Source organism: Bradyrhizobium sp. HKCCYLRH3099 (assembly GCF_051167855.1).
In the GTDB taxonomy this organism is placed as follows: domain Bacteria; phylum Pseudomonadota; class Alphaproteobacteria; order Rhizobiales; family Xanthobacteraceae; genus Bradyrhizobium.
This window is the reverse complement of record NZ_JBNPTW010000004.1, coordinates 359,372-381,092: the sequence shown is the minus strand read 5'-3', so window position 1 is coordinate 381,092 and position 21,721 is coordinate 359,372. Positions and strand designations below refer to the sequence as shown.

General features: G+C 66.6%; 19 protein-coding genes. 8 read left to right on the top strand and 11 right to left on the bottom strand.

Features of this window, described 5'->3' with window-relative positions:
• Window positions 1–156: 156 nt before the first annotated feature.
• Window positions 157–1,605, bottom strand: coding sequence for a GH1 family beta-glucosidase (locus ACQR1Y_RS12680; protein ID WP_434894305.1), 1,449 nt, complete (start codon window positions 1,603–1,605; stop codon window positions 157–159).
• Between the two features lie 9 nt (window positions 1,606–1,614).
• A complete protein-coding gene (locus ACQR1Y_RS12675; RefSeq protein WP_434877474.1) occupies window positions 1,615–1,827 on the bottom strand; it encodes a hypothetical protein in 213 nt (70 codons plus the stop codon).
• On the opposite strand from ACQR1Y_RS12675, the gene nthA reads away from it, so the two are divergent.
• The 4 genes from nthA (at window position 1,798) to ACQR1Y_RS12655 (ending at window position 4,447) form a co-directional block, all read left to right on the top strand.
• Window positions 1,798–2,433 carry a nitrile hydratase subunit alpha gene (gene nthA, locus ACQR1Y_RS12670; protein WP_434877451.1) on the top strand — a complete coding sequence of 212 codons (636 nt, stop codon included), beginning with the start codon at window positions 1,798–1,800 and terminating at the stop codon, window positions 2,431–2,433. The genes ACQR1Y_RS12675 and nthA overlap by 30 nt on opposite strands.
• On the top strand, window positions 2,433–3,092 hold the full coding sequence (gene nthB, locus ACQR1Y_RS12665; RefSeq protein ID WP_434877450.1) for a nitrile hydratase subunit beta: 660 nt from the start codon (window positions 2,433–2,435) through the stop codon (window positions 3,090–3,092). Before nthA ends, nthB begins: the two co-directional genes overlap by 1 nt.
• Entirely contained in the window at window positions 3,089–3,478 is a 390-nt protein-coding gene (locus tag ACQR1Y_RS12660) for a nitrile hydratase accessory protein (RefSeq protein ID WP_434858837.1), read from the top strand. Before nthB ends, ACQR1Y_RS12660 begins: the two co-directional genes overlap by 4 nt.
• A 180-nt stretch (window positions 3,479–3,658) precedes the next feature.
• Window positions 3,659–4,447, top strand: coding sequence for a hypothetical protein (locus ACQR1Y_RS12655; protein ID WP_434877449.1), 789 nt, complete (start codon window positions 3,659–3,661; stop codon window positions 4,445–4,447).
• A 48-nt stretch (window positions 4,448–4,495) separates the two neighbouring features.
• Here ACQR1Y_RS12655 and queC read toward each other — a convergent pair whose 3' ends face one another.
• Window positions 4,496–5,227 (bottom strand): 7-cyano-7-deazaguanine synthase QueC, encoded by a 732-nt coding sequence (gene queC, locus ACQR1Y_RS12650; protein WP_434858839.1) that lies wholly within the window; start codon window positions 5,225–5,227, stop codon window positions 4,496–4,498.
• A gap of 148 nt (window positions 5,228–5,375) precedes the next feature.
• On the opposite strand from queC, the gene mazG reads away from it, so the two are divergent.
• Window positions 5,376–6,194 (top strand): nucleoside triphosphate pyrophosphohydrolase, encoded by an 819-nt coding sequence (gene mazG, locus ACQR1Y_RS12645; RefSeq protein WP_434877448.1) that lies wholly within the window; start codon window positions 5,376–5,378, stop codon window positions 6,192–6,194.
• A gap of 24 nt (window positions 6,195–6,218) precedes the next feature.
• Here mazG and ACQR1Y_RS12640 read toward each other — a convergent pair whose 3' ends face one another.
• Window positions 6,219–7,121 carry a LysR family transcriptional regulator gene (locus tag ACQR1Y_RS12640; RefSeq protein ID WP_434877447.1) on the bottom strand — a complete coding sequence of 301 codons (903 nt, stop codon included), beginning with the start codon at window positions 7,119–7,121 and terminating at the stop codon, window positions 6,219–6,221.
• 126 nt (window positions 7,122–7,247) lie between these two features.
• On the opposite strand from ACQR1Y_RS12640, the gene ACQR1Y_RS12635 reads away from it, so the two are divergent.
• The 3 genes from ACQR1Y_RS12635 to ACQR1Y_RS12625 are packed head-to-tail and all read left to right on the top strand — an operon-like array spanning window position 7,248 to window position 12,080.
• On the top strand, window positions 7,248–8,621 hold the full coding sequence (locus tag ACQR1Y_RS12635) for an MFS transporter (RefSeq protein ID WP_434877446.1): 1,374 nt from the start codon (window positions 7,248–7,250) through the stop codon (window positions 8,619–8,621).
• A gap of 23 nt (window positions 8,622–8,644) precedes the next feature.
• Window positions 8,645–10,330, top strand: coding sequence for an FAD-dependent oxidoreductase (locus ACQR1Y_RS12630; protein WP_434877445.1), 1,686 nt, complete (start codon window positions 8,645–8,647; stop codon window positions 10,328–10,330).
• Entirely contained in the window at window positions 10,308–12,080 is a 1,773-nt protein-coding gene (locus ACQR1Y_RS12625) for a thiamine pyrophosphate-requiring protein (RefSeq protein ID WP_434877444.1), read from the top strand. Before ACQR1Y_RS12630 ends, ACQR1Y_RS12625 begins: the two co-directional genes overlap by 23 nt.
• A 7-nt stretch (window positions 12,081–12,087) precedes the next feature.
• Here the strand turns inward: ACQR1Y_RS12625 and hflX are convergent, their stop codons facing one another.
• The 7 genes from hflX to dusB all read right to left on the bottom strand — a co-directional run bounded on the left by hflX (window position 12,088) and on the right by dusB (window position 21,558).
• Window positions 12,088–13,464 carry a GTPase HflX gene (hflX, locus tag ACQR1Y_RS12620; RefSeq protein ID WP_434877443.1) on the bottom strand — a complete coding sequence of 459 codons (1,377 nt, stop codon included), beginning with the start codon at window positions 13,462–13,464 and terminating at the stop codon, window positions 12,088–12,090.
• A 27-nt stretch (window positions 13,465–13,491) separates the two neighbouring features.
• Complete coding sequence (gene hfq, locus ACQR1Y_RS12615) at window positions 13,492–13,740, bottom strand: RNA chaperone Hfq (protein ID WP_006613906.1); 249 nt, start codon at window positions 13,738–13,740, stop codon at window positions 13,492–13,494.
• Between the two features lie 270 nt (window positions 13,741–14,010).
• Entirely contained in the window at window positions 14,011–15,381 is a 1,371-nt protein-coding gene (locus ACQR1Y_RS12610; RefSeq protein WP_434858846.1) for a sigma-54-dependent transcriptional regulator, read from the bottom strand.
• 17 nt (window positions 15,382–15,398) lie between these two features.
• Entirely contained in the window at window positions 15,399–17,741 is a 2,343-nt protein-coding gene (locus ACQR1Y_RS12605) for an ATP-binding protein (RefSeq protein WP_434877442.1), read from the bottom strand.
• Window positions 17,742–17,920: 179 nt separating this feature from the next.
• On the bottom strand, window positions 17,921–19,363 hold the full coding sequence (gene ntrC / locus ACQR1Y_RS12600) for a nitrogen regulation protein NR(I) (protein ID WP_434858848.1): 1,443 nt from the start codon (window positions 19,361–19,363) through the stop codon (window positions 17,921–17,923).
• Window positions 19,364–19,372: 9 nt separating this feature from the next.
• Window positions 19,373–20,560 carry a two-component system sensor histidine kinase NtrB gene (locus ACQR1Y_RS12595; protein ID WP_434858849.1) on the bottom strand — a complete coding sequence of 396 codons (1,188 nt, stop codon included), beginning with the start codon at window positions 20,558–20,560 and terminating at the stop codon, window positions 19,373–19,375.
• Complete coding sequence (gene dusB, locus ACQR1Y_RS12590) at window positions 20,557–21,558, bottom strand: tRNA dihydrouridine synthase DusB (RefSeq protein ID WP_434877472.1); 1,002 nt, start codon at window positions 21,556–21,558, stop codon at window positions 20,557–20,559. Before dusB ends, ACQR1Y_RS12595 begins: the two co-directional genes overlap by 4 nt.
• Window positions 21,559–21,721: the final 163 nt, after the last annotated feature.

Below are 21,721 nucleotides of genomic sequence, written 5' to 3'. Positions count from 1 at the left end.
CTTTCCATCACATCTGCGCTGGAATCCTAGCATGCTCCGCCGCAGCGTTCACCCGGGATCCGCGCAATATTTTGGTCTGCAGCAGCGAGAATGCTGCCGGCCCAGGAGCGCGGCTGGCAGCGACACTGGTATTTTGATGCCGAAACTGCCTGTCGCTCAGGCGCTCACGGCATTGCGCGTGATGACATGGCGATAATAGGACGCGCTCAGCTTGGGCGTTCGCAACTGCGTGTCGAAATCGACGTAATAGACGCCGAAGCGCTGCTTGTAGCCGAACACCCACTCGAAATTGTCCAGCAGGCTCCAGAGGAAATAGCCCTTCACGGGGACCCCCTCCGACGTCGCACGCTGCAACTGGGCCAGGTAGTTGCGCAGATACATGACCCTGTCGAGATCGTGGACCTTGCCGTCCGCCGTCATCCTGTCGTCCGACGAGGTGCCGTTCTCGGTGATGTAGATGGTCTTCAAATTCCAGATCTTCGCCGCGAGCTTCGGCACCCAATAGGCGGTCTCCGGGCCGACCAGCAGCCAGGGCGAGCTCATATGCGGGAACGACGCCGGCATCGGCAGCACGTCGAAGCCCGGCGCGCGCTCGGAGGCGACGACATAGGCCTGAGGCGCGTAGATGTTGAGGCCGACGAAATCGACCGGCGATGAGATGATCTTCAGCTCGTCGGCGGTGAATGTCGGCGCGTCCTTGCCCGACCAGGCCAGGAAGCCATCGGTGTAGCGGCCCTCGAGGATCACGTTGAGAAAGCCGGCGTTCATCTCGCGCGTCGCGATCTCCGCGGCGCGGATGTTCTCCGCGGTATCGATCGCCGGCAAACACGCTGTGATGTTTTCGGCCATGCCGACCTGCGTGCCGGCGCGGATCGCCTGCACGGCGAGACCATGCGCCAGCGCCACGTGATGCCGCGCCTGGTTGACCTCCTGCGGCGGCAGCTTCAGCCCGGGCGCGTCGATGCCGAGACCGTAGCCGAAGGGAATGAAGCGCCCGCATTCGTTGATCGTGAAGATGGTCTTGACGCGGTCGCTGAGATGCTGCGCCACGTAGCCGGCGTAGTGCGCAAAGGCCTTCGCCGTCTCCGCCGAGCGCCAGCCGCCGACGCTGTCCTGCAGCGCCTGCGGCAGGTCCCAGTGATACAGCGTCGCGTAGGGCGTGATGCCGTTCGCCAGCAGTTCGTCGACGAGGCGCTGATAGAAGTCGAGGCCCTTGGGGTTGGGCTTCGTCCCGCCATCGGGAAACAGCCGCGGCCATGCGATGGAGAAGCGATAGGCGCGGCAGCCGAGCTCCTTGATGAGCCGCACGTCCTCCTTGTAGCGGTTGTAATGGTCGCAGGCGACGTCACCGGTGCTGCCGTCCTCGATGTTGCCCGGCCGATGCGTGAACACGTCCCAGATCGACGCGCCGCGGCCGTCTGCATTGGCGCCGCCCTCGATCTGGTACGATGAGGTCGCCGTGCCCCAGACGAAATCCGCCGGAAACCGGCGTCCCATGTCCTCCTTCACGGCGCCCTCCTCCGCCTGCGCCGGGCCGCCGGCCGCCCCCAGGGCAGCCAGTCCGGCCAGCTTTGCAAGATCACGGCGAGAGACGTCATTCGGCATTGATGAACCTCAATTCTCCGGCGCTTGAGCCGCCGACGGGCGGACGAAAGCCCTAGGAACCACATCCTGCGGCGGATTTGAACCTGCGGAACCCGCCGAAAAGAAGTTGCAGCGCAGCGCGCCGCGCGCGACCGTCGGATTTCCAACGACCGCTGGCTCGACACTGCCCGCCGATCCCCGTATTTTCGCGCCATGAGCGATCACCATCACCATCACGACCATTCGCATGATCACTCGGATTTGTCCGAGACCGAGCTGCGCGTCCGCGCCCTCGAGAGCATCCTGACCGAGAAGGGGTATGTCGATCCGGCCGCGCTCGACGTGCTGATCGAAACCTATGAAAGCAAGGTCGGGCCTCGCAACGGCGCGCAGGTCGTCGCACGCGCCTGGAGCGATCCGGCGTATCGCGCGCGCCTGCTGGCCGATGCCACGCCGGCGATCGGCGAGCTCGGCTATGCCGGTCGGCAGGGCGAGCACATCGTGGCCGTCGAGAACACGCCCGAGCTGCACAACATGGTCGTGTGCACCTTGTGCTCCTGCTATCCCTGGCCGGTGCTCGGCCTGCCGCCGGTCTGGTACAAGTCCGCGCCCTATCGCGCCAAGGCGGTCAGGGATCCGCGCGGGGTGCTGAAGGATTTCGGCTTCGAGCTGCCGCCTTCGACCAAGATCCGCGTCTGGGATTCGACCGCCGAGGTGCGCTATTTCGTGCTGCCGATGCGTCCGGCCGGCACCGACAATTGGAGTGAAGAGCACCTCGCCGATCTCGTCACCCGTGACAGCATGATCGGCACCGGCCTGCCGAAGCAACCGCACGAGGCTGGACGCTGATGGATGGCGCGCATGACATGGGCGGCGTCGCAGGATTCGGTCCGGTGCGCCCGGAGCCGGACGAACCGGTGTTTCACGCCGAATGGGAGCGCCGCGCGTTCGCGCTGACGCTCGCGATGGCGACGCCCGGCGGCTGGAACATCGACATGTCGCGCTTCGCGCGCGAGAACCGCGCGCCGGATGATTACCTCGGCAAGAGCTACTATCAGATCTGGCTCGCGGGCATCGAGCGGCTGATGCAGGAGCGGCATCTCGTCGACGCCGACGAGATCGCCGCCGGCCGCGCGCTGCATCCGGCGCAGCCCGTCGCCAGGATTCTCACCGCCGACGCCGTCGGCCCGACCCTGCTGCGCGGGGGACCGACGGAGCGCCAGGCAACCAAGCCCGCGCTCTTTACCGTCGGCGATCGCGTCCGCGCCAAGGATATCCATCCGGAGACGCATACGCGGCTGCCGCGCTACGTCCGCGGCCACATCGGCCGCATCGATGCGGTCAGGGGCATGCACGTGTTTCCGGACAGCAACGCGCATGGCAGGGGCGAAGACCCGCAATGGCTCTACACGGTGTCGTTCAACGGCGCCGAGCTCTGGGCCGATGCGCCGGATCCGCTGCTGGAGGTGACCGTCGACGCCTTCGAGCCCTATCTGGAGCGCGCATGACGACGCCCGATCGCGAGGCGGCGCTCGCCGCTGTGCGCGCCCTGCCCGACCTTCCGATCGACCGTGACGGGCCGGTGTTTCGCGAGCCGTGGGAGGCCCACGCCTTTGCCATGGCGGTGACGCTGCATGCGCGAGGCCTCTTCACCTGGGTCGAATGGGCAGCCGCGCTGGCCGAGGAGATTGCGCGTGCGCAGAGCGCCGGGGATGCCGATTGCGGCGACACCTACTACCGGCACTGGCTGGCGACGCTCGAGCGGCTGGTCGCGGAGAAGGGACTGGCCTCTCCCGAGACGCTGACGCGCTATCGCGACGCCTGGGACCACGCCGCCGATCGCACCCCGCACGGCAAGCCGATCGAGCTCAGACCCGAGGATTTCGCCGCGTGAGTCATCGCACGCCTGATGCTTAATGATCGGTGAGCAGAATGCCCGGCCTTTGACGGTCTCGTCTTAACGGGCGGGTATTCATGCCGCAGAGAGCCGTATTCGTTCGAAATTGAACGTTCATCAGTGTGTCCGTAGCGTCCCGCGCATCTTCTTGGATGAAGTTGAGGGGGACGTCGAAAAATGCCCGCGCCAGAGTTCGCCACCATCGTCGACACGCTCGCCGGCGTGCGTCAGGACTATCACGAGAAGCTCAAGTCCATTCCGCAATACGAAGCGTTGTTGTTGATCCAGAGCTCGACCGAGAAGGCCGCCGGAGTCCTGCATGGCACCGAGGCCGGCTCGATCGCCACCGACGTGATCGACTCGCTGCAATATGCGCGCAATCGCTTCGAGCAGCACATGACCTCGATCCCGGAGTATCGCGTGCTGGTCGCGCTCGACCGGCTGATCAGGGAGGTCTCGCAGCACCTGGGCCTGGCGTCACATGACGAGGCGCCGGCTGAGGAGCCCGCGGTAGCGGCAAGTCCGGAAGCAGCTAGTCCCGAGCCGGCCGCCGAGGCCGTCGCCGCCGCGGAGATGGCGGAGACGGAAGCACCTGCCGAGGAAGCTGCGCCAGCCGAGGCCGAACCGGACGTGGTCGCCCAGGAAGAGGCCGAAGAGGAAGCGGCCGCCACCGAGACCGCTGAAGCCGAGGCGCCGACGCTCCGTGTCGTCGATGCGCCGGTGGCCTCGCCTTCGATCGTGCCGGCCAGCCATGACGCAGATGCCGTACATGAGGATGACATCGTCGTGCTGAACGCCCCCGCCTGGGAGAAGAGCGGCAAGGACGCCAAGGACGACATCACCGCGCGTCTCGCCGCGCAGGCGGCCGCCGCTGCGGCCCATGAAGGCGAGGATGATCACGACGTCGCCGACGCCGATCTCGTCGTCGTCAGCAAGCGTGAGCCGTCGGATCACGAAGCCGCCTGAGCTTACTTGCAATACCCATTCGCGGGGCCTTCGGGCCCCGCTTTCGTGTCAGGACGCGACACCCGCGATGAACTCGCGCCAGCCCTTGGCGCGCAGCTCGCAGGCGGGGCACTGGCCGCAGCCATGTCCCCATTCGTGGCGCTCGCCGCGATCGCCGAGATAGCAGGTGTGCGACTGGTCGCGGATCAGATCGACGAGGCCGTTGCCACCGAGGTCGTGCGCCAATTGCCAGGTCGCGGCTTTCGACAGCCACATCAGCGGCGTGTGGAGTTCGAAGGCGCGCGCCATGCCGAGGCTCAGCGCCGTCTGCAGCGACCTGATGGTCTCGTCCCGACAGTCCGGATAGCCCGAATAGTCCGTCTCGCACATGCCGCCGACGATGTGCCGGATGCCGCGCCGATAGGCGAGCGCCGCCGCGAAGGTCAGGAACACCAGGTTGCGGCCGGGCACGAAGGTGTTCGGCAGGCCGTCTTCGCCCATCTCGATCGCGACGTCGCGCGTCAGCGCGGTTTCGGAGATCGAGGCCAGCGTCGGGATGTCCAGCGTGTGGCTGTCGCCGAGCTTGGCGGCCCAGTCGGGCCGCAGCCGCGCGATCCCTTCGACCAGCCGATCACGGCAGGCCAGCTCGATGGCGTGGCGCTGGCCGTAGGCAAACCCGATCGTCTCGACGCGCGCGAAGCGGTCGAGCGCCCAGGCCAGGCAGGTGGTGGAATCCTGCCCGCCGGAGAACAGCACCAGGGCCGTCATGTCCTGCCCACGCGTCGCGTTCTGGTCACTCATGCTGGTCACTCATGGCCTCCCGCTTAGCATCATCGCAACACCGGGCCAACCCGCTGCCGCGGCCCGCGCCATCAGCCGGTTTTTGCTGGGACCGGTGCGCCGCTTGGGGCATACAGGGCGGATCGAACGATGCTGTCAGGATTTGCCCATGCTTCCTTCCCGCGACATCTCACGCCTGATCGAGATCATGGCGGCCTTGCGCACACCGGTCACCGGCTGTCCGTGGGATGTCGAGCAGACCTTCGAGACCATCGCCCCCTACACGATCGAGGAAGCCTATGAGGTGGCGGACGCGATCACGCGTGCGGATCTCGATGATCTGCGCGAGGAGCTCGGCGATCTCCTGTTGCAGGTGGTCTATCACGCGCGGATCGCCGAGGAGCAAGGCGCGTTCGCGTTCGGCGATGTCGTCGAGGGCATCACGAAGAAGATGATCCGCCGCCATCCGCATGTCTTCCCGGACAAGGACGGCAACGTCACCAAGCCGACCAAGGGCACCTGGGATCGCATCAAGGCCGAGGAGAAGGCCGAGCGCGCCGCACGCCGGCCGCCCGAGGAGCAGGCCGGCAAGTCGTCGCTGCTCTCGGGAGTCAAGGCCGGACAGCCGGCGCTGGTGCGCGCGATGGAACTGCAGCGCAAAGCGGCGACCGTCGGCTTCGACTGGAACGACCCGCGCGCGGTGCTGCAGAAGATCCGCGAGGAGGCCGACGAGATCGAGGCCGCCCTCGACAAGAAGGACGCGACCGAGCTCTCCGCCGAGACCGGCGACCTGCTGTTCGCGCTCGTCAACCTCGCCCGCCACGCCGATGTCGATCCCGAGACCGCGCTGCGCGGCACCAATGCCAAGTTCGAGCGCCGCTTCGCTTATATCGAGCGCACGCTCGCGCAGAAGGGACGGACGCTCGAAGAAGCCTCGCTCGACGAGATGGACGAGCTGTGGAACGAGGCGAAACGGCTGGAGACATAGCGCGCGATCGCCGAAGGTGCCTGATCAAGCGCCCTTGGCCGACAGCACGCGCTTGGTGACATCGATGAAGCGCTGGGCCGCCGGTGACAGGCCGAAATCGGCCCGGCTCAGCAGGGACACGTGGCGATGGATCGTCGGCTGTGACAGCGGCACGGCGGCAAGCGTCGGAAACTGCCCCTGCGGCAGCATGTGTCCGGGCAGAATGCTGACCCCGGCCCCCTCGGCGGTGAGCGAGAGCGCGGTGGTGATCAGCGAGACTTCCAGCACCGGCTTGAGGGCCCGCCCGCTCTGCGCCAGCGCCTCGTCGATCTGACGGCGAATCCGCGTGCCCCGGCGCATCGTGATCAGGTCGGAGCTCATGATGCCGTCCCAGGTCAGACGGCGGCTCTTTTCGAAGCGGCCGTCCTTGATCCCGATCGCCGAAAGCGGACTCTGCATCAGCGGCTCGATCCGCACCTCCGCAATGCCCTCATCCTCCACGCTGCCGAGGCCGAACTCCGCATCCCCGGCCATCACGACGGCGATCAGCTCATCCGGCGCGACATCGCGCAGATCGATGCTGACGTCGGGATGCCGCGATCGAAACGCGGCGAACACCCGCGGCAGCAGCGCCGACGCCACCCCGGCCGAGACCGCGATGGAGATGCGGCCGGACTTGATCTCGGCGAGGTCGCGCATGCGCTGTGACAGCCCCTGCGCGCCGGCGATGATGCGCTCCGCGGCCGTGATCGCCTCGCGGCAAGCCGCGGTCGGGTGCAGGGCGCGCGTCGTCCGGTCGAACAGCCTGAGTTGAAAGTGATCCTCGATCTGCCGGATCAGCAGGCTGATGGCCGATTGCGTGACCCGCAGCTCGGCCGCCGCCTTGGTGATGCTGCCGAGCCGATACACCAGGACCAGGGCCTCCAACTGGCGCAGTGTCGGTCCCATTAGCTTTCCTCATGAATGAATGAGAATTTTGTGGCTAATCGAAAGAGTTTGATCATGCAACATATTTGCAAACAGCCGGCGCCACCGAGGGCGCGAGGTAACAACAAGCTCACTGGGGAGGGACAATTGTCGCAAGCGATCAATCTCACACGCTACGTCGACGAACGACCGTTGTCGGGATTCCAGATCCGGGTGATCTGCCTGTGCGCGCTCGTCGTCGGGCTCGACGGCTTCGACGCCCAGGCGCTCGGCTTCGTTGCGCCCGCCCTCAGCAAAGACCTGCACCTCGCGCCGGGAGCCTTGGGCCCCGTGTTCGGCGCCTCGCTGTTCGGCGTGATGATCGGCTCGCTGGTGTTCGGCGCGCTCGCCGACTATCTCGGACGCAAATGGCTGGTTGTGGCCGGCGTCCTCGTGTTTGCGCTGGGATCACTGGCGACGACCCAGGCTGGAAGCGTATCCGACCTCGTGCTCATTCGCTTCGTCACCGGCATCGGCCTCGGCGGCGTGCTGCCCAACACGATCGCGCTGACCGGCGAATACGCGCCGCAGCGCCGCCGCACCCTACTGATCATGCTGATGTTCATGACGGTGTCGCTGGGCTCGGCGATCGGCGGCGCCGTCGCGGCCAAGCTCATCACCGCCTATGGCTGGCAGGTCATCTTCCTCATCGGCGGCGTCCTGCCGCTGCTGCTTTGCCCGGTCCTGATCGTCTGGCTTCCGGAATCGCTGTCACTGCTCGCGCTCGATCCCAGCAAGAGCAACCGGGTCCGCGCGCTGCTGGCGCGCATCGATCGATCCGCACAGCTTCCGGCCGATGCGCGCTTCACGATCGTGGAGGAGAGCGGCAAGGGCTTCCTGCTGCCGCAGCTCTTCACCAACCGGCGCCTGCTGCCGACCCTTCTGCTGTGGGTCATGTTCTTCATGAACATGATGGACATCTACTTCCTCAACAGCTGGCTGCCGACGCTCACGCATGGCGTCGGGCTCGACGTCCAGGCGGCGATCGCCGTCGGCGTGGCGTTCCAGCTCGGCGGCATGCTCGGCACCATCGGCCTCGGGCTGCTGATCGAGCGGTTCGGCTTCGACCGCGTGCTGTTCGTGACCTACGTCGCCGGCTTCCTGTCGATCGTCACCATCGGCGTCGCTGGCGCCGCGCTGCCGATCCTGGTGCCTGCGGTCTTCATTGCCGGCGTCGCCGTGATCGGCGGACAGATCGGCTGCAACGCCTACGCGGCGCGGATCTATCCGACCTATATCCGCGGCACCGGCATCGGCTGGGCGCTGGGCATCGGCCGGTTCGGCTCGATCCTCGGCGTCACCATCGGCGGCCTGATGCTGGCGGCCAAATGGGACGTCGCCTCGCTGTTCCAGGCCAGCGCGGTGCCGCAACTGTTCTCGGCGCTCGTGATCCTGGGACTGGCGCTCCTCAGCATGCGCGGCAGCCTCCCGACCTCCGACGAACCCCAGCGCGAGGCGCTCTCGGCGCCGGAGCGCGCCTAGATCGCACGCAAAGAAAGCATGACATGAAGATGATTCAGACCCAGGTGCTCATCGTGGGCGCGGGCCCGGTCGGACTGACCGCGGCCATGGATCTTGCCTCCCGCGGCATCGACGTCGTGGTCGCCGAGATCCGGCGCGCCGGCGAGCCGCCGAACGTCAAATGCAACCACGTCTCGGCGCGCTCCATGGAGGTGTTTCGCCGCCTCGGCATCGTCCGGCAGGTGCGCGACGGCGGCCTGCCCGCTGATTTTCCCAATGATTGTGCCTACCGCACGGCCGTGGTCGGACGCGAGCTGACGCGCATCCCGATCCCGTCCCGTCAGGACCGCTACACCGCGACGGGAGGGCCGGACACCGATTGGCCGACGCCGGAGCCGCCGCACCGCATCAACCAGATCTATCTCGAGCCCGTCCTGTTCGCCTGCGCCGAGGCGCAGCCTCGCATCAAGATCCTCAACCGCGTTCAGCTCGATCGGTTCGAACAGGACGACAACGGCGTCGTCGCCCACGCCCGTGATCTCGACTCCGAGCAGGACATCACGATTTCAGCCGACTACCTGATCGGCTGCGACGGCGGCCGCTCCACCGTGCGCCGGCTGATCGGCTCCCGCCTTGGTGGGACCGACGTCGTGCAGCGGGTGCAGTCGACCTACATCCATGCGCCCGCGCTGAAGGATCTCATCACCCAGAAGCCGGCCTGGATGACGATGTCGCTCAACCCCAGGCGCTGCGGCACCACCGTGGCGATCGACGGCCGTGACACCTGGCTGATCCACAACCATCTCGCGGCCGAGGAGATCGAGTTCGACAGCGTCGATCGCGATTGGGCGCTGCGCACCATCCTCGGCGTCGACGATCGCTTCCAGTACGAGATCATCAGCAAGGAGGATTGGATCGGCCGTCGCCTGGTCGCCGACCGCTTCCGCGATCGCCGCGCCTTCATCTGCGGCGATGCCGCGCATCTGTGGATTCCCTATGCGGGCTACGGCATGAACGCAGGGATCGCCGACGCCGTCGATCTGTGCTGGATGCTGGCCGGCGTCATCCAGGGCTGGGCCGCCCCTGCCCTGCTCGACGCCTATGAAGCCGAGCGCCAGCCGATCACCGAGCAGGTGTCGCATTTCGCCATGAACCACGCGCTTGCCGTGATGAGCCAGCGGCGCTCGGTCCCTCCCGAAGTGGAAATGGATGGCCCCGCCGGCGATGCCGCGCGCAGCAAGGTCGGCCAGGCCGCCTATGACCTCAACGTGCAGCAATATTGCTGCGCCGGCCTGAACTTCGGCTACTACTACGATCGGTCGCCGGCCATCGCCTATGATGGCGAGACGCCGCCGCCCTACGGCATGGGCCACTTCACCGCCTCCACCGTGCCGGGCGCACGCGCGCCCCATGTCTGGCTCGCGGATGGACGGTCGCTGCTGGATGCCCTCGGCCCGGCCTATACGCTGGTCCGGTTCGATCCGGCAGTCGATGCCACGGCGATCGTGGAGGCCGCAGCCCGTCAGGGCGTCCCCTTGGTGCTCGTGGACGTCGACCGCACTAAGGCCGGCTATCAGTTCGCGGAACACCTGCTGCTGCTCCGGCCGGATTCGCACATCGCCTGGCGCGGCATGGCCACACCGCGCGATCCCGGACGGCTGTTCGACCGCCTGCGTGGCAACGCAATCCAGCCTGAGGCCATGCACCGTGACGCTGCCGTCGTCGCCTGATCCGCGCCCCCGCGCCGCTGCCCGCCATAGCACGGCGCATTATTTCCTCGAGGCGCTGGTCGAGCTCGGCATCGACTACATCTTCGCCAATCTCGGCACGGACCATGTGTCGCTGATCGAGGAGATCGCACGCTGGGACGCCGAGGGGCGATGCCACCCCGAGGTGATCCTATGCCCCCACGAGGTGGTCGCGGTGCATATGGCGATGGGCTATGCGGCCATGACAGGCCGCGGCCAGGCCGTTTTCGTCCACGTCGATGCCGGCACCGCCAACGCCTGCATGGGCATCCAGAATGCCTTTCGCTACCGGCTGCCGGTCCTCCTGGTCGCCGGGCGCGCGCCTTTCGCCGTCCATGGCGAGTTGCCGGGAGGCCGCGATACGTATGTCCACTTCGTCCAGGACAGTTTCGATCAGGCCAGCATTGTCAGGCCCTACGTCAAATGGGACTACACGCTGCCCTCGGGGGTGGTCGTGAAGGAAGCGCTGGCGCGCGCGGCCGCCGTGATGCACAGCGATCCGCCTGGTCCGGTCTACATGATGCTGCCGCGCGAGGTTCTCGCCGAGCTGTGGGACGACGACGCCATGCCCACCTACCCGCCTGCGCGCTATGGCAGCGTCAAGGCGGGAGGGATCGAGCCGGAGCTCGCGTGGGCGATTGCGGACGCGCTGATGCAAGCGGACAACCCGATCGTGCTGACCGCCTATCTCGGACGCAATGCCGAGGCCGTTGCCATGCTCGAGCGGCTGGCGCTGGTGTGCGGAATTCGCGTTGCCGAGTTCAATCCCGTCACCATGAACATCTGCCAGGACTCGCCCTGCTTCGCCGGCTCCGATCCCGGCGCGCTCGTCGCCAACGCCGACCTCGGTCTCCTGATCGACATCGACGTCCCGTTCATTCCGCAGACTCTCAAAGCAGCGGACCGGCTGCGATGGATCCAGATCGACGTCGATGCGCTCAAGGCCGACATTCCGATGTGGGGGTTCGCGACCGACCTTCGCGTTCAGGGCGACTCGGCCGTCATTCTGCGCCAGGTGCTGGAGATCGTCGTCGCCCGCAGCAACGAGACCTATCTGAAGAAGGTCCGTGATCGGATCGCAAGCTGGAGGCCGGCCCGCGAGGCCACAGAGGCCAGGCGGAGCTCTGCGGCTGCCCAGAAGGGCTCACGCGGCGCCATCAACCCGGCCTATCTGTTTGCCCGGCTGCAGGCGCTGCTGTCGGAAGACGACATCGTGCTCAACGAGGCGGTCCGCAACGCTCCGGTCCTGCAGCAGCAGCTCCGCCGCACCAGGCCGATGACCTATGTGGGTCTGGCCGGCGGCGGGCTCGGCTTCAGCGGCGGCATGGCGCTGGGGCTCAAGCTCGCCAATCCCGAGACGCGCGTCGTGCAGGTGATCGGCGACGGCGCCTATCACTTCGCGGCGCCGGACTCGGTCTATGCCGTCTCGCAGCAGTATCAGCTGCCGATCTTCACCGTGATTCTCGATAACACGGGATGGCAGGCCGTGAAGGCCTCGGTCCAGCGTATCTATCCCGACGGCGCCGCGCAGCAGAGCGACTCGTTCCTGTCGCGACTTTCGACGGGGCGCCAGGACGAACAGCGGCGTCTCGCCGACATCGCCTGCGCGTTCGGAGCTCATGGCGAGCGGACCGACGATCCCGACGCCCTCGATGCAGCCATCGCACGCTGCCTTGCGGCCGTCGATGGCGGCCGCGCCGCAGTTCTGCATGTTGCAGTCACGCCGCTTTAGCCGCCGCTCACGCGACCCGGGGCACGCCGTGATAACGCTCGACGACGATGTCGCGCTTGGTGGCGTCGACACGCACCGTCATATCGTAGTGCCCCTCGTGCAGTTCCTTGGCGAGCACCTCGGCATTGCGGTGCAGCCAGCTGATGCCGGCACCGTCGGCCGCATCGATCGTGAGATCGAGCGTGGTGCGCGCGGCCGCGAGGCGATCCTCGATCGCCTGCAGCAGCACGTCGACGCCCTCGCCCGTTGCGGCGGAGACCATGAGGCACGGCCGCTCCGGCGGCCGGCGCGCGGCGATGTTGGCGAGGTTCTCGCGCGCGGCCTCATCCAGACGGTCGATCTTGTTCCAGACCTCGATGAGGCCGTCGGTCGCCTGGGGGTCGATGCCGAGCTGGCTCAGCACCAGCTCGACGTCGTGCTGCTGCGCCTCGGCATCCTCATGCGACATGTCGCGGACGTGGAGGATGACGTCGGCTTCCAGCACTTCCTCGAGCGTCGCGCGGAACGCAGCGACGAGCTGTGTCGGCAGGTTCGAGATGAAGCCGACGGTGTCCGACAGCATCGCCTTGCCGCCATGCGGCAAAGTGATCGCGCGCAGGGTCGGGTCGAGCGTGGCGAACAGCATGTCGGCGGCCTGCACGTCGGCGCGGGTCAGCCGATTGAACAGCGTCGACTTGCCGGCATTGGTGTAGCCCACCAGCGCAACCACGCGATACGGCACACGCTGGCGTCCGGCGCGATGCAGCCGCCGCGTCGCCTGCACCTTCTTCAGCTCGTTCTCGAGCCGGGTGATGCGATCGCCGATCAGTCGGCGGTCGGCCTCGATCTGGGTCTCGCCGGGGCCGCCCATGAAGCCGAAGCCGCCGCGCTGGCGCTCGAGATGGGTCCAGGACCGCACCAGGCGGCTGCGTTGATAGTTGAGATGCGCGAGTTCGACCTGCAGCGCGCCTTCCTTGGTCTTGGCGCGGCGGCCGAAGATTTCGAGAATGAGACCGGTGCGGTCGAGCACCTTGGTGTTCCAGGCCTTCTCCAGATTGCGCTGCTGGATCGGCGACAGCGCGCAGTCCATCACGACCAGCTCGGCGCCCTGCCCGGCGATCACGCCGGCGATCTCGTCGACCTTGCCCTTGCCGAGATAGGTCGCGGGACGGATTTGCCCGATCGGCGCGAGAATCGATTCGGCGACCACGAGATCGATGGCGCGCGCGAGACCGGCGGCCTCGTCGATCCGCGCCTCGAAATCTCGCATGTCGGCGTGCGCGGACTGCGCGTCATCGCCGCGGCGCGCCCGCAAATAGGGGCCGACCACGATGACCAGCCCCGTTGTCTTGACGTCATCCGGCCTCGAAAGGCCGATGAACCCTTGGCGATCCCTGGGTTCCAATCAGGTCACTCTCACGTCAGGTCACTCTCACGCAGACGCGTCCTCGCCGCCTTCGAACAGCTGAATCGGGGCGCCCGGCATGATCGTCGAGATCGCATGCTTGTAGACGAGCTGCGAGTGACCATCGCGCCGGAGCAGCAGGCAGAAATTGTCGAACCAGGTGACAATCCCCTGCAGTTTCACGCCATTGACCAGGAAGATCGTGAGCGGCGTCTTGGTTTTGCGGACATGGTTGAGAAAGGTGTCTTGTAGGTTTTGTGCGCGGTCGGCCGCCATTGTTGTTATCTCGCAGTCTTGTGCTTTTTCTTATTGAACCTTCGATGACCCGATCGCAGGCCCCGGATTCATCGATGGTCCCATGGTCCATTGAGATCCCCCTCGAGGGACCACGGGATGCCGGATTAGAAGACAGGCGAGCATATTAGGCAAGCCGCTTGCAAGGAAGCGGGTTCCAAAAGACCCGGATTCGCCCGTAAAATTCCGGAACTGGACGGATTTTCCAGTGTAAATTCGTCCAGTCGGCAAAGTTGGCCGGGTTGAGAGGCGCTAGCCCACCCCCAGCGCCTTCAGCTTGCGATGCAGGGCGGACCGTTCCATCCCGACGAACTCGGCGGTGCGCGAGATGTTGCCGGAGAAACGGCTGATCTGGGCGATCAGATAATCGCGCTCGAACACCTCACGGGCCTCGCGCAGCGGCAGGCCCATGATGTGCTCGCCATTGTTGCTGGTCGGCATCGCCGGCACCATCGAGCCGACGTCAGGCGGCAGCATATCCGCGGTGATGATCACCTCCGGCCCGCCGGCTGCGAGAATCATCACGCGCTCGACATTGTTGCGGAGCTGGCGGACGTTGCCCGGCCACACATGCGACTGCAGCACGGCCATCGCGTCCTGACCGATCTGCCGCTTCGGCAGGCCGGTCGTGACGGAGATCTGGTCCATGAAATAGTCGATCAGCTCGGGAATGTCCTCACGCCGCTCGGACAGCGGCGGCACGCGAATCGGCACCACCGAGAGGCGATGATAGAGATCCTCGCGGAAGCGGCCCGCCGCGATCTCCTCCTCCAGATTGCGCGCGGTCGAGGAAATGATGCGGACGTCGACATGCACCTTGGTGGTGCCGCCGGCGCGCTGGAAGGTCTGGTCGACCAGCACGCGAAGGATCTTGTTCTGCGTCTCGCGCGGCATGTCGGCGATCTCGTCGACGAACAGCGTGCCGCCATGCGCCTCCTCGAGCGCACCGGTCTTGCGCGACTGCTCGCCGTTGGACTGCTCGATGCCGAACAGCTCCTCCTCCATCCGCTCCGGCGTGATCGCGGCGGCGTTGATGACGACGAACGGCCCCTCCGCGCGCGGCGACTGCGCGTGCAGCGTGCGCGCGGCGAGCTCCTTGCCCGAGCCCGGCGGACCGACGATCAGGATGCGGCTGTTGGCCTTGGCGGCGCGCTCGATAGTCTGGCGCAACTGATTCATCGACGGCGAGCGGCCGGTCATCGTGCTCGCGGTCGGCGCCAATTGCTTCAGCTCGCGCACCTCGCGCTTCAGGCGCGAGTTCTCCAGCGCGCGCGTCGCGACGAGAATCAGCCGGTCCGACTTGAACGGCTTCTCGATGAAGTCATAGGCGCCGCGCTTGATCGCGGCGACCGCGGTCTCGATGTTGCCGTGGCCGGAGATCATCACGACCGGCAGATCGGGATGGTCCTTCTTGATCTGCTCCAGCAGCTGCAGGCCGTCGAGCTTGGAGCCCTGCAGCCAGATGTCCAGGAACACCAGGTTCGGACGCCGGCTCGTGATCTCCGCGAGCGCCGAATCGCTGTCGCGCGCGGTTCGCGTCGTGAAGCCCTCGTCATCCAGGATGCCGGCAACCAGCTCCCGGATATCGGCTTCATCGTCGACAATCAGAATATCACTCGCCATGGGTCACGCCTGTCTCGTCAGCTGCCGGTTGCGGCTTGGATCTTTGGTTCATCATTGGTCGTTTGGACCGGGTCTGCGGTTTCGCCGCTGCCGGTCTTCTGCGCATTGTTTGTGGCCCCCGCCTGCTCCTTGGCATCCGTCTTCGCGGCTTGGCCGGAGACGGCGAAGCGCAGTCGCATCCAGGCGCCGCGCTGGCCGGAACGGAAGTCGGACGCGTCCTTCAGCTCGAGCTTGCCGCCGTGGTCTTCCAGCACGCGGCCGACGATCGCGAGCCCGAGCCCTGTGCCCTTGGCGCGCGTCGTGACGTAGGGCTCGAGCAGTCGCTGCCGCGCCACCTTCGGCAGGCCGATGCCATTGTCGATCACGTCGATCAGCACGTCCTCGCCCTCGCGCGAGGCGACGACGTCGATGCGGCCCTTGCCGAGTTCCGCCTCGGGCACCACCTCGATCGCCTCGGTCGCGTTCTTGATGATGTTGGTCAGCGCCTGCGAGATCAGCCGGCGGTCGAACTGCGCGCGTAGCGGGTCCTGCTTGATCTCGGTCTCGATGTCGATCTCGGGATGCGCGACCTTCATCAGGAACACGGCCTGGCGCACGGTGTCGGCCACGTCCTCGCCTTCCATCACGGGTTTCGGCATCCGCGCGAACCGCGAGAACTCGTCGACCATTCGCCTGATGTCGTCGACCTGCCGCACGATCGTCTCGGTACATTGCTCAAATACGGCCTTGTCCTCGGTGATGACCTTGCCGAATTTGCGGCGAATCCGTTCTGCGGAAAGCTGAATTGGCGTCAGCGGATTCTTGATCTCGTGTGCGATGCGGCGCGCGACGTCGCCCCAGGCCGAGGTGCGCTGCGCCGACACCAGTTCGGTGATGTCATCGAGCGTGATGATGTAGCTGTCGCGCGCCTGATTGGTCTGCTCGGCGGTGACGCGCACCGACAGATTGCGCTCGTGACCGTCGCGCTGAATCGTGATCTGTCCCTGCACCAGCCGCTGCTTGCCCTCGCGCGCCGTCTTCATCATGTCGTCGAGCTCGGGCAGCACGTCGGACAGCGGATGATCGAGCACCTCCTGCTCGGCATGGCCGATCAGCTTCTCGGCGGAGCGGTTGAGGATGCCGACGCTGCCGGACGCATCCACGCCGATGATGCCCGCCGAGGCCGAGGACAGCACGGCCTCGATGAAGCGGCGGCGGCTGTCGATCAGGTCGCTGGCGCTGACCAGCTCGTCGCGCTGCGTGCGCAGCTCCTGCGTCATCTTGTTGAAGGTCTGGCCGAGCTGGGCGAGATCGCCCTCGGAGCGATGCACCGGCACCTGAACGTTGAGATCGCCGGTCGAGACGGTGTGGGCGGCATTCATCAATTGCCGGATCGGCGCCACCAGCCAGTTGGCGAAGTTCAGCCCGATCAGCACCGAGGCCATCAGGATGGTCAGCGCGATCACAGCGAACATCAGGGCGAAGGCGATCTGGATGCCGAAGCGGCGGGCCTCGACCTGGGCATATTCGGCGACCGACAGCTCGGTCTGCTTGAGCTGGTCGACGACCTGCGGATCGAGCGGACGGGCGACGTAGAGGAACGTGTCGTTGAAGGCGCGCAGCCGGATCACGGCGGCGACGTAGTTCGACTCCGGCAGGACCGCGATCTCCGGCTCCTGCTCGCCGACATTGTTGAGGAACTCCGGCGCTGGCGGCGAATAGGCGAGCTGCACGCCGCCGGTCTCCGCCCACACGATCGGGTTGGTGTTCTTGTCGATGATCATCGCGCCCGGCAGGTTGCGCGAGGCGGCGCTGGCGGTCAGCAGCTCGCGGAAGCTGGCGCGGTCCTGGTCGAACAGCGGCCGCGCCCGCGCGATGTCGGTGGCCATGCCGATGATGTCGCCGCGGATGAACTGGGCGTGCTCCTGCATGTAGGCGCGCGCGATGGTCAGCGAGTTCTGGATCGCGACCTTGGCGGGTCCGGAGAACAGCCGGTCGAGACCGCGGTCGATGGTGACGTTGGCGGCGACCGCTACCAGCACCGCCGGCAGCACCGCGATCACCGAGAACAGGCTGACGATCTGCACATGCAGCCGCGCCGCTGCCCGGCCGCGCCTGCGGGCCTGCACGACCTGCCAGACCTCGCGGATGATGATCCCCACCAGGATCAGGATCGTTCCGGCATCGATCAAATAGAAGGTCTTGACCACGTCCGTGGTCGGCTCGACCGGGGTCAGCCCGACCAGCACGATGAAGGTCAGGAAGGCCGACAGCAGCGCGAGCGCCACCGCCACCGGCGCCAGCCAGGTGCGCCAGGTCCAGCGTCGGCCATCGGCGGACGCGGAATCGAAGGGGGTGGCCGAGGTTTCTGCGCTGGTCATTCCGGCAAGGGTGGTGATGATGAACGCGGCACGTCCGGGGAATCGGACTGATGCATTCCTACCACGCTGTTGCCAAATTGCGACAAATCCACGGCGCGGAAGTCCGTCGCGGGTTTGTCTACAATAATTCTCAGCTGGGGCGGGTTTGGGCCCGCCTTGGGAGTATCAAATCACCGTCATCAGCCGCCGCTGCGGTAGACCTGGATGTCGAGGTCGCGAATCTTCTTGCGCAGCGTGTTGCGGTTGAGGCCGAGCAGGTCGGCGGCGCGGATCTGGTTGCCGCGGGTGGCCGCCAGCGCGGCCGTCAGCAGCGGGATCTCGATTTCCTTGAGGATGCGGTGATACAGGCCCGGCGGCGGCACGCCGTTCGGGAAACCCTGGAAGTGCGACGACAGATAGGCTTCCACGGCGCCGCCGAGATTGTCGATCGAGGTCGGCGCGTTCGAACCGGTGGTCACAGCCGGCGGCGCCAGCTCGCCGTCGATCACGGACGCCGTGATGACGTCCTGCGGGTACAGCGCCGCGAGGCGGCGGGCGAGGTTTTCGAGCTCGCGGACATTGCCCGGCCAGCGGTGCTGCTTGAGCCGTTCCAGCGCGGCAGCGTCGAGCTTCTTCGGCGGCAGCCCGTCCTTCTCGGCCAGCGCGAAGAAGTGGCGGACCAGGTCGGGCAGGTCCTCGATGCGCTCGCGCAACGGCGGCAGCCGCAGCGGCACGACGTTGAGGCGGAAGAACAGGTCCTCGCGGAACAGCCCCTGCTGGATCAGGATGCGCAGGTCCTTGTTCGAGGCCGCGACGATGCGGACGTCGGTCTTGATCGGGGTACGGCCGCCGACGGTGGTGTATTCGCCCTGCTGCAGCACGCGCAGCAATCGTGTCTGCGCCTCCATCGGCATGTCGCCGATCTCGTCGAGGAACAAGGTGCCGCCCTCGGCCTGCTCGAAGCGGCCGGAGGCGCGGGTGTTGGCGCCGGTGAAGGCGCCGCGCTCATGGCCGAACAGTTCCGATTCGATCAGGTCGCGCGGGATCGCCGCCATGTTGACGGCGACGAACGGGCCATTGCGGCGCTTGCCGTAGTCGTGCAGCGCGCGCGCCACCAGCTCCTTGCCGGTGCCGCTCTCGCCGGAGATCATCACCGTGAGGTCGGTCTGCATCAGACGCGCCAGCACGCGGTAGATCTCCTGCATCGCCGGCGAGCGGCCGACCAGCGGGATCGATTCGAACTCGTTGTCGTCGGGCTGGCTCGCCGCCCGCTCCTTCGGCTCTGCAAGGGCGCGGCCGACGATCGCGATCAGCTCCTTCAGGTCGAACGGCTTCGGCAGATACTCATAGGCGCCGCGCTCCGAGGCCCGGATCGCGGTCATGAACGTGTTCTGCGCGCTCATGACGATCACGGGGAGGTTCGGCCGCATCTTCTTGATCCGCGGCAAGAGGTCGAACGCGTTCTCGTCGGGCATCACCACGTCGGTGATGACGAGATCGCCCTCGCCCTGGCTCACCCAGCGCCACAGCGTGGCGGCATTGCCGGTCAGCCGCACCTCGTAGCCGGCGCGTGACAGCGCCTGGTTCAGGACCGTGCGGATGGCCGTATCGTCGTCGGCAACGAGAATGCTACCTGCAGGCATGGGTGGTCCTCAATTTGATCCCTGAGAGGCATGCAACGACGTCCCCGAAACGTCGTCGCCAATGCTGTTTTTTGGGCCGTGGTCTTGTTGTTTGGTTGCGCTGTACATCGGCATCAGCACCCGGAAGGTCGTCTTGCGCGGCTGCGATTCGCACTCGATGATTCCGCCGTGGTCGCCGATGATCTTCGCGACCAATGCAAGACCGAGGCCGCTTCCGGTCGGCTTGGTGGTCACGAACGGATCGAACAGATTGGGCATCAGGTCCTCGGGCACGCCGGGACCGTTGTCCTTGACGCAGAACTCCAGCGGCAGCGACACCCGCGACTTCTTGCCGGGCACCGACAGCCGCACGCCCGGACGGAAGGCGGTGGTGAGCTGGATCTCGGCATCCGAGCCGAGGTCGACGACCGCTTCCGCGGCATTCTTGACCAGGTTCAGGAACACCTGGATCAGCTGGTCCTGGTTGGCCAGCACCGGGGGCAGCGACGGATCGTAGTCCTCGATGAAGCGGATGTTGCGCGCGAAGCCCGACTGCGCCAGCCGCTTCACGTGATCGAGCACGGAGTGGATGTTGACGGGCCCGCGCGCCACCGGCCGGTCGTCGCCGAACACCTCCATGCGGTCGACCAGGGTGACGATACGGTCGGCCTCGTCGCAGATCAGCCGCGTCAGCATGCGGTCCTCGGAGGAGGCCTGCTGCTCCAAGAGCTGCGCGGCGCCGCGGATGCCCGACAGCGGGTTCTTGATCTCATGCGCCAGCATCGCCGCCAACGCGATCACCGAGCGCGCGGCGCTGCGATGGGTGAGCTGGCGGTCCATCTTGTCGGCGATGGTGCGCTCCTGCAGCATCACCACGATGTGCCCTGCCCGCTCCGGCAAGGGGGCCACATGAAGATCGACGAGCCGGTCGGCGCCGGTGCGCGGCGTGCCCAGGTCGACCTTGTACTCGTTGACCGGCGCGTTGGTGGTGCGCACCTGGTCGATCAGCGCCAGCAGCGGCGAGCCGAATGGCACCAGCTTCTTGAGCGACTGCCGCTGCAGAAACTGCGTCGAGGAATCGAAGAACGATTCCGCCGCCATGTTGGCGTCCATGATCATGCCGTCCGGGCCGATGACCAGCACCGGATTCGGCAGGGCGTTGAGGATGGCATCGCCATCCGACGGAAGGCGCTTGCGCTGTTCTGCGGCTGAGCTCATGCGGCTGCACTCCAGGCAAAATCGTCAAAGGCCTCGCGCAGCGCCCGGTGCACCTGGGACGGCTGCTCCGATGTCAGGATACGCTCGCGCCACGCCTTCAGTTTTTCGGCCGGCGCCTGGGCATGCTCGGCGGCGACGTCGAGCCCCCAGCTGAGATGCTTGCGGGCGTGGCGCAGGCCGACCCGCTCGCCATAGTGGCGGCAGATCTCGTCATAGAGCGCCGTGAGCAGATCGAGCTGCCGGGCGAGCTCCGGCGCGCCCTCCTCGGCCCCGCCGTCGAGCCTGCGGCCGATCTGGCCGGGCAGCCAGGGCTGCCCCTGCGCGCCGCGACCGATCATGACCGCATCGGCGCCGGAGGCGTCCAGCGCCTCGCGGGCGTCCTCATAGCTCGTGATGTCGCCGTTGACGATCACCGGCAGGTCGACCGCCTCCTTCACCGCGCGCACCGCGCTCCAGTCGGCCTCGCCCTTGTAGAACTGCTGCCGCGTCCGCCCATGCACGGTGATCAGCGCTACGCCGGCAGCCTCGGCGCGGCGCGCCAGATCCGGCGCATTCAGGCTGCGCTCGTCCCAGCCGAGCCGCATCTTCAAGGTCACGGGCACGTCGACGGACTCGACGGTCGCCTCGATCAGGGTCAGCGCATGATCGAGATCGCGCATCAAGGCCGAGCCGGACTGGCCGCCGGTGACGTGGCGCGCCGGGCAGCCCATGTTGATGTCGATGATGTCGGCGCCGCCATCCGCGGCGACCTTCGCGCCCTCGGCCATCCAGTGCGCCTCGCAGCCGGCGAGCTGGACCACATGCGGGCCGATTCCGCTGGCCTCGCAGCGCAGCCGCGATATCCACCGTCCGCGCACCAGATCGTCGCTCGCGGTCATCTCGGAGACCACCAGGCCTGCGCCGAGCTCGGCCGCGACTCGGCGGAACGGCGCGTCAGTGATGCCCGACATCGGCGCGAGGACAGCCCGGTTGGCGAGCAAAACGTCGCCTATCTTCAACTGTTTGGCAGGTGTATTGGCCGGACCGGTCACGAACGACTCTTAAAGCTCATGCGACGCATCATTGCGTCTGCCCTGCACTCTCAAGCACAATTCTTGGGCAGTCAAGCGCCATGCCTACACTTTAGCCAAGACCATCCACATTTCAAGTGCAGTGCAGCAA

Excerpts from the sequence above, each read along its gene's own strand:
- ACQR1Y_RS12680 (WP_434894305.1), bottom strand. The coding sequence starts at position 1,605 with ATGCCGAATGACGTCTCTCGCCGTGATCTTGCAAAGCTGGCCGGACTG.
- nthA (WP_434877451.1), top strand. The coding sequence starts at position 1,798 with ATGAGCGATCACCATCACCATCACGACCATTCGCATGATCACTCGGAT.
- ACQR1Y_RS12675 (WP_434877474.1), bottom strand. The coding sequence starts at position 1,827 with ATGGTCGTGATGGTGATGGTGATCGCTCATGGCGCGAAAATACGGGGA.
- nthB (WP_434877450.1), top strand. The coding sequence starts at position 2,433 with ATGGATGGCGCGCATGACATGGGCGGCGTCGCAGGATTCGGTCCGGTG.
- ACQR1Y_RS12660 (WP_434858837.1), top strand. The coding sequence starts at position 3,089 with ATGACGACGCCCGATCGCGAGGCGGCGCTCGCCGCTGTGCGCGCCCTG.
- ACQR1Y_RS12655 (WP_434877449.1), top strand. The coding sequence starts at position 3,659 with ATGCCCGCGCCAGAGTTCGCCACCATCGTCGACACGCTCGCCGGCGTG.
- queC (WP_434858839.1), bottom strand. The coding sequence starts at position 5,227 with ATGAGTGACCAGAACGCGACGCGTGGGCAGGACATGACGGCCCTGGTG.
- mazG (WP_434877448.1), top strand. The coding sequence starts at position 5,376 with ATGCTTCCTTCCCGCGACATCTCACGCCTGATCGAGATCATGGCGGCC.
- ACQR1Y_RS12640 (WP_434877447.1), bottom strand. The coding sequence starts at position 7,121 with ATGGGACCGACACTGCGCCAGTTGGAGGCCCTGGTCCTGGTGTATCGG.
- ACQR1Y_RS12630 (WP_434877445.1), top strand. The coding sequence starts at position 8,645 with ATGAAGATGATTCAGACCCAGGTGCTCATCGTGGGCGCGGGCCCGGTC.
- hfq (WP_006613906.1), bottom strand. The coding sequence starts at position 13,740 with ATGGCGGCCGACCGCGCACAAAACCTACAAGACACCTTTCTCAACCAT.
- ACQR1Y_RS12610 (WP_434858846.1), bottom strand. The coding sequence starts at position 15,381 with ATGGCGAGTGATATTCTGATTGTCGACGATGAAGCCGATATCCGGGAG.
- ACQR1Y_RS12605 (WP_434877442.1), bottom strand. The coding sequence starts at position 17,741 with ATGACCAGCGCAGAAACCTCGGCCACCCCCTTCGATTCCGCGTCCGCC.
- ntrC (WP_434858848.1), bottom strand. The coding sequence starts at position 19,363 with ATGCCTGCAGGTAGCATTCTCGTTGCCGACGACGATACGGCCATCCGC.
- ACQR1Y_RS12595 (WP_434858849.1), bottom strand. The coding sequence starts at position 20,560 with ATGAGCTCAGCCGCAGAACAGCGCAAGCGCCTTCCGTCGGATGGCGAT.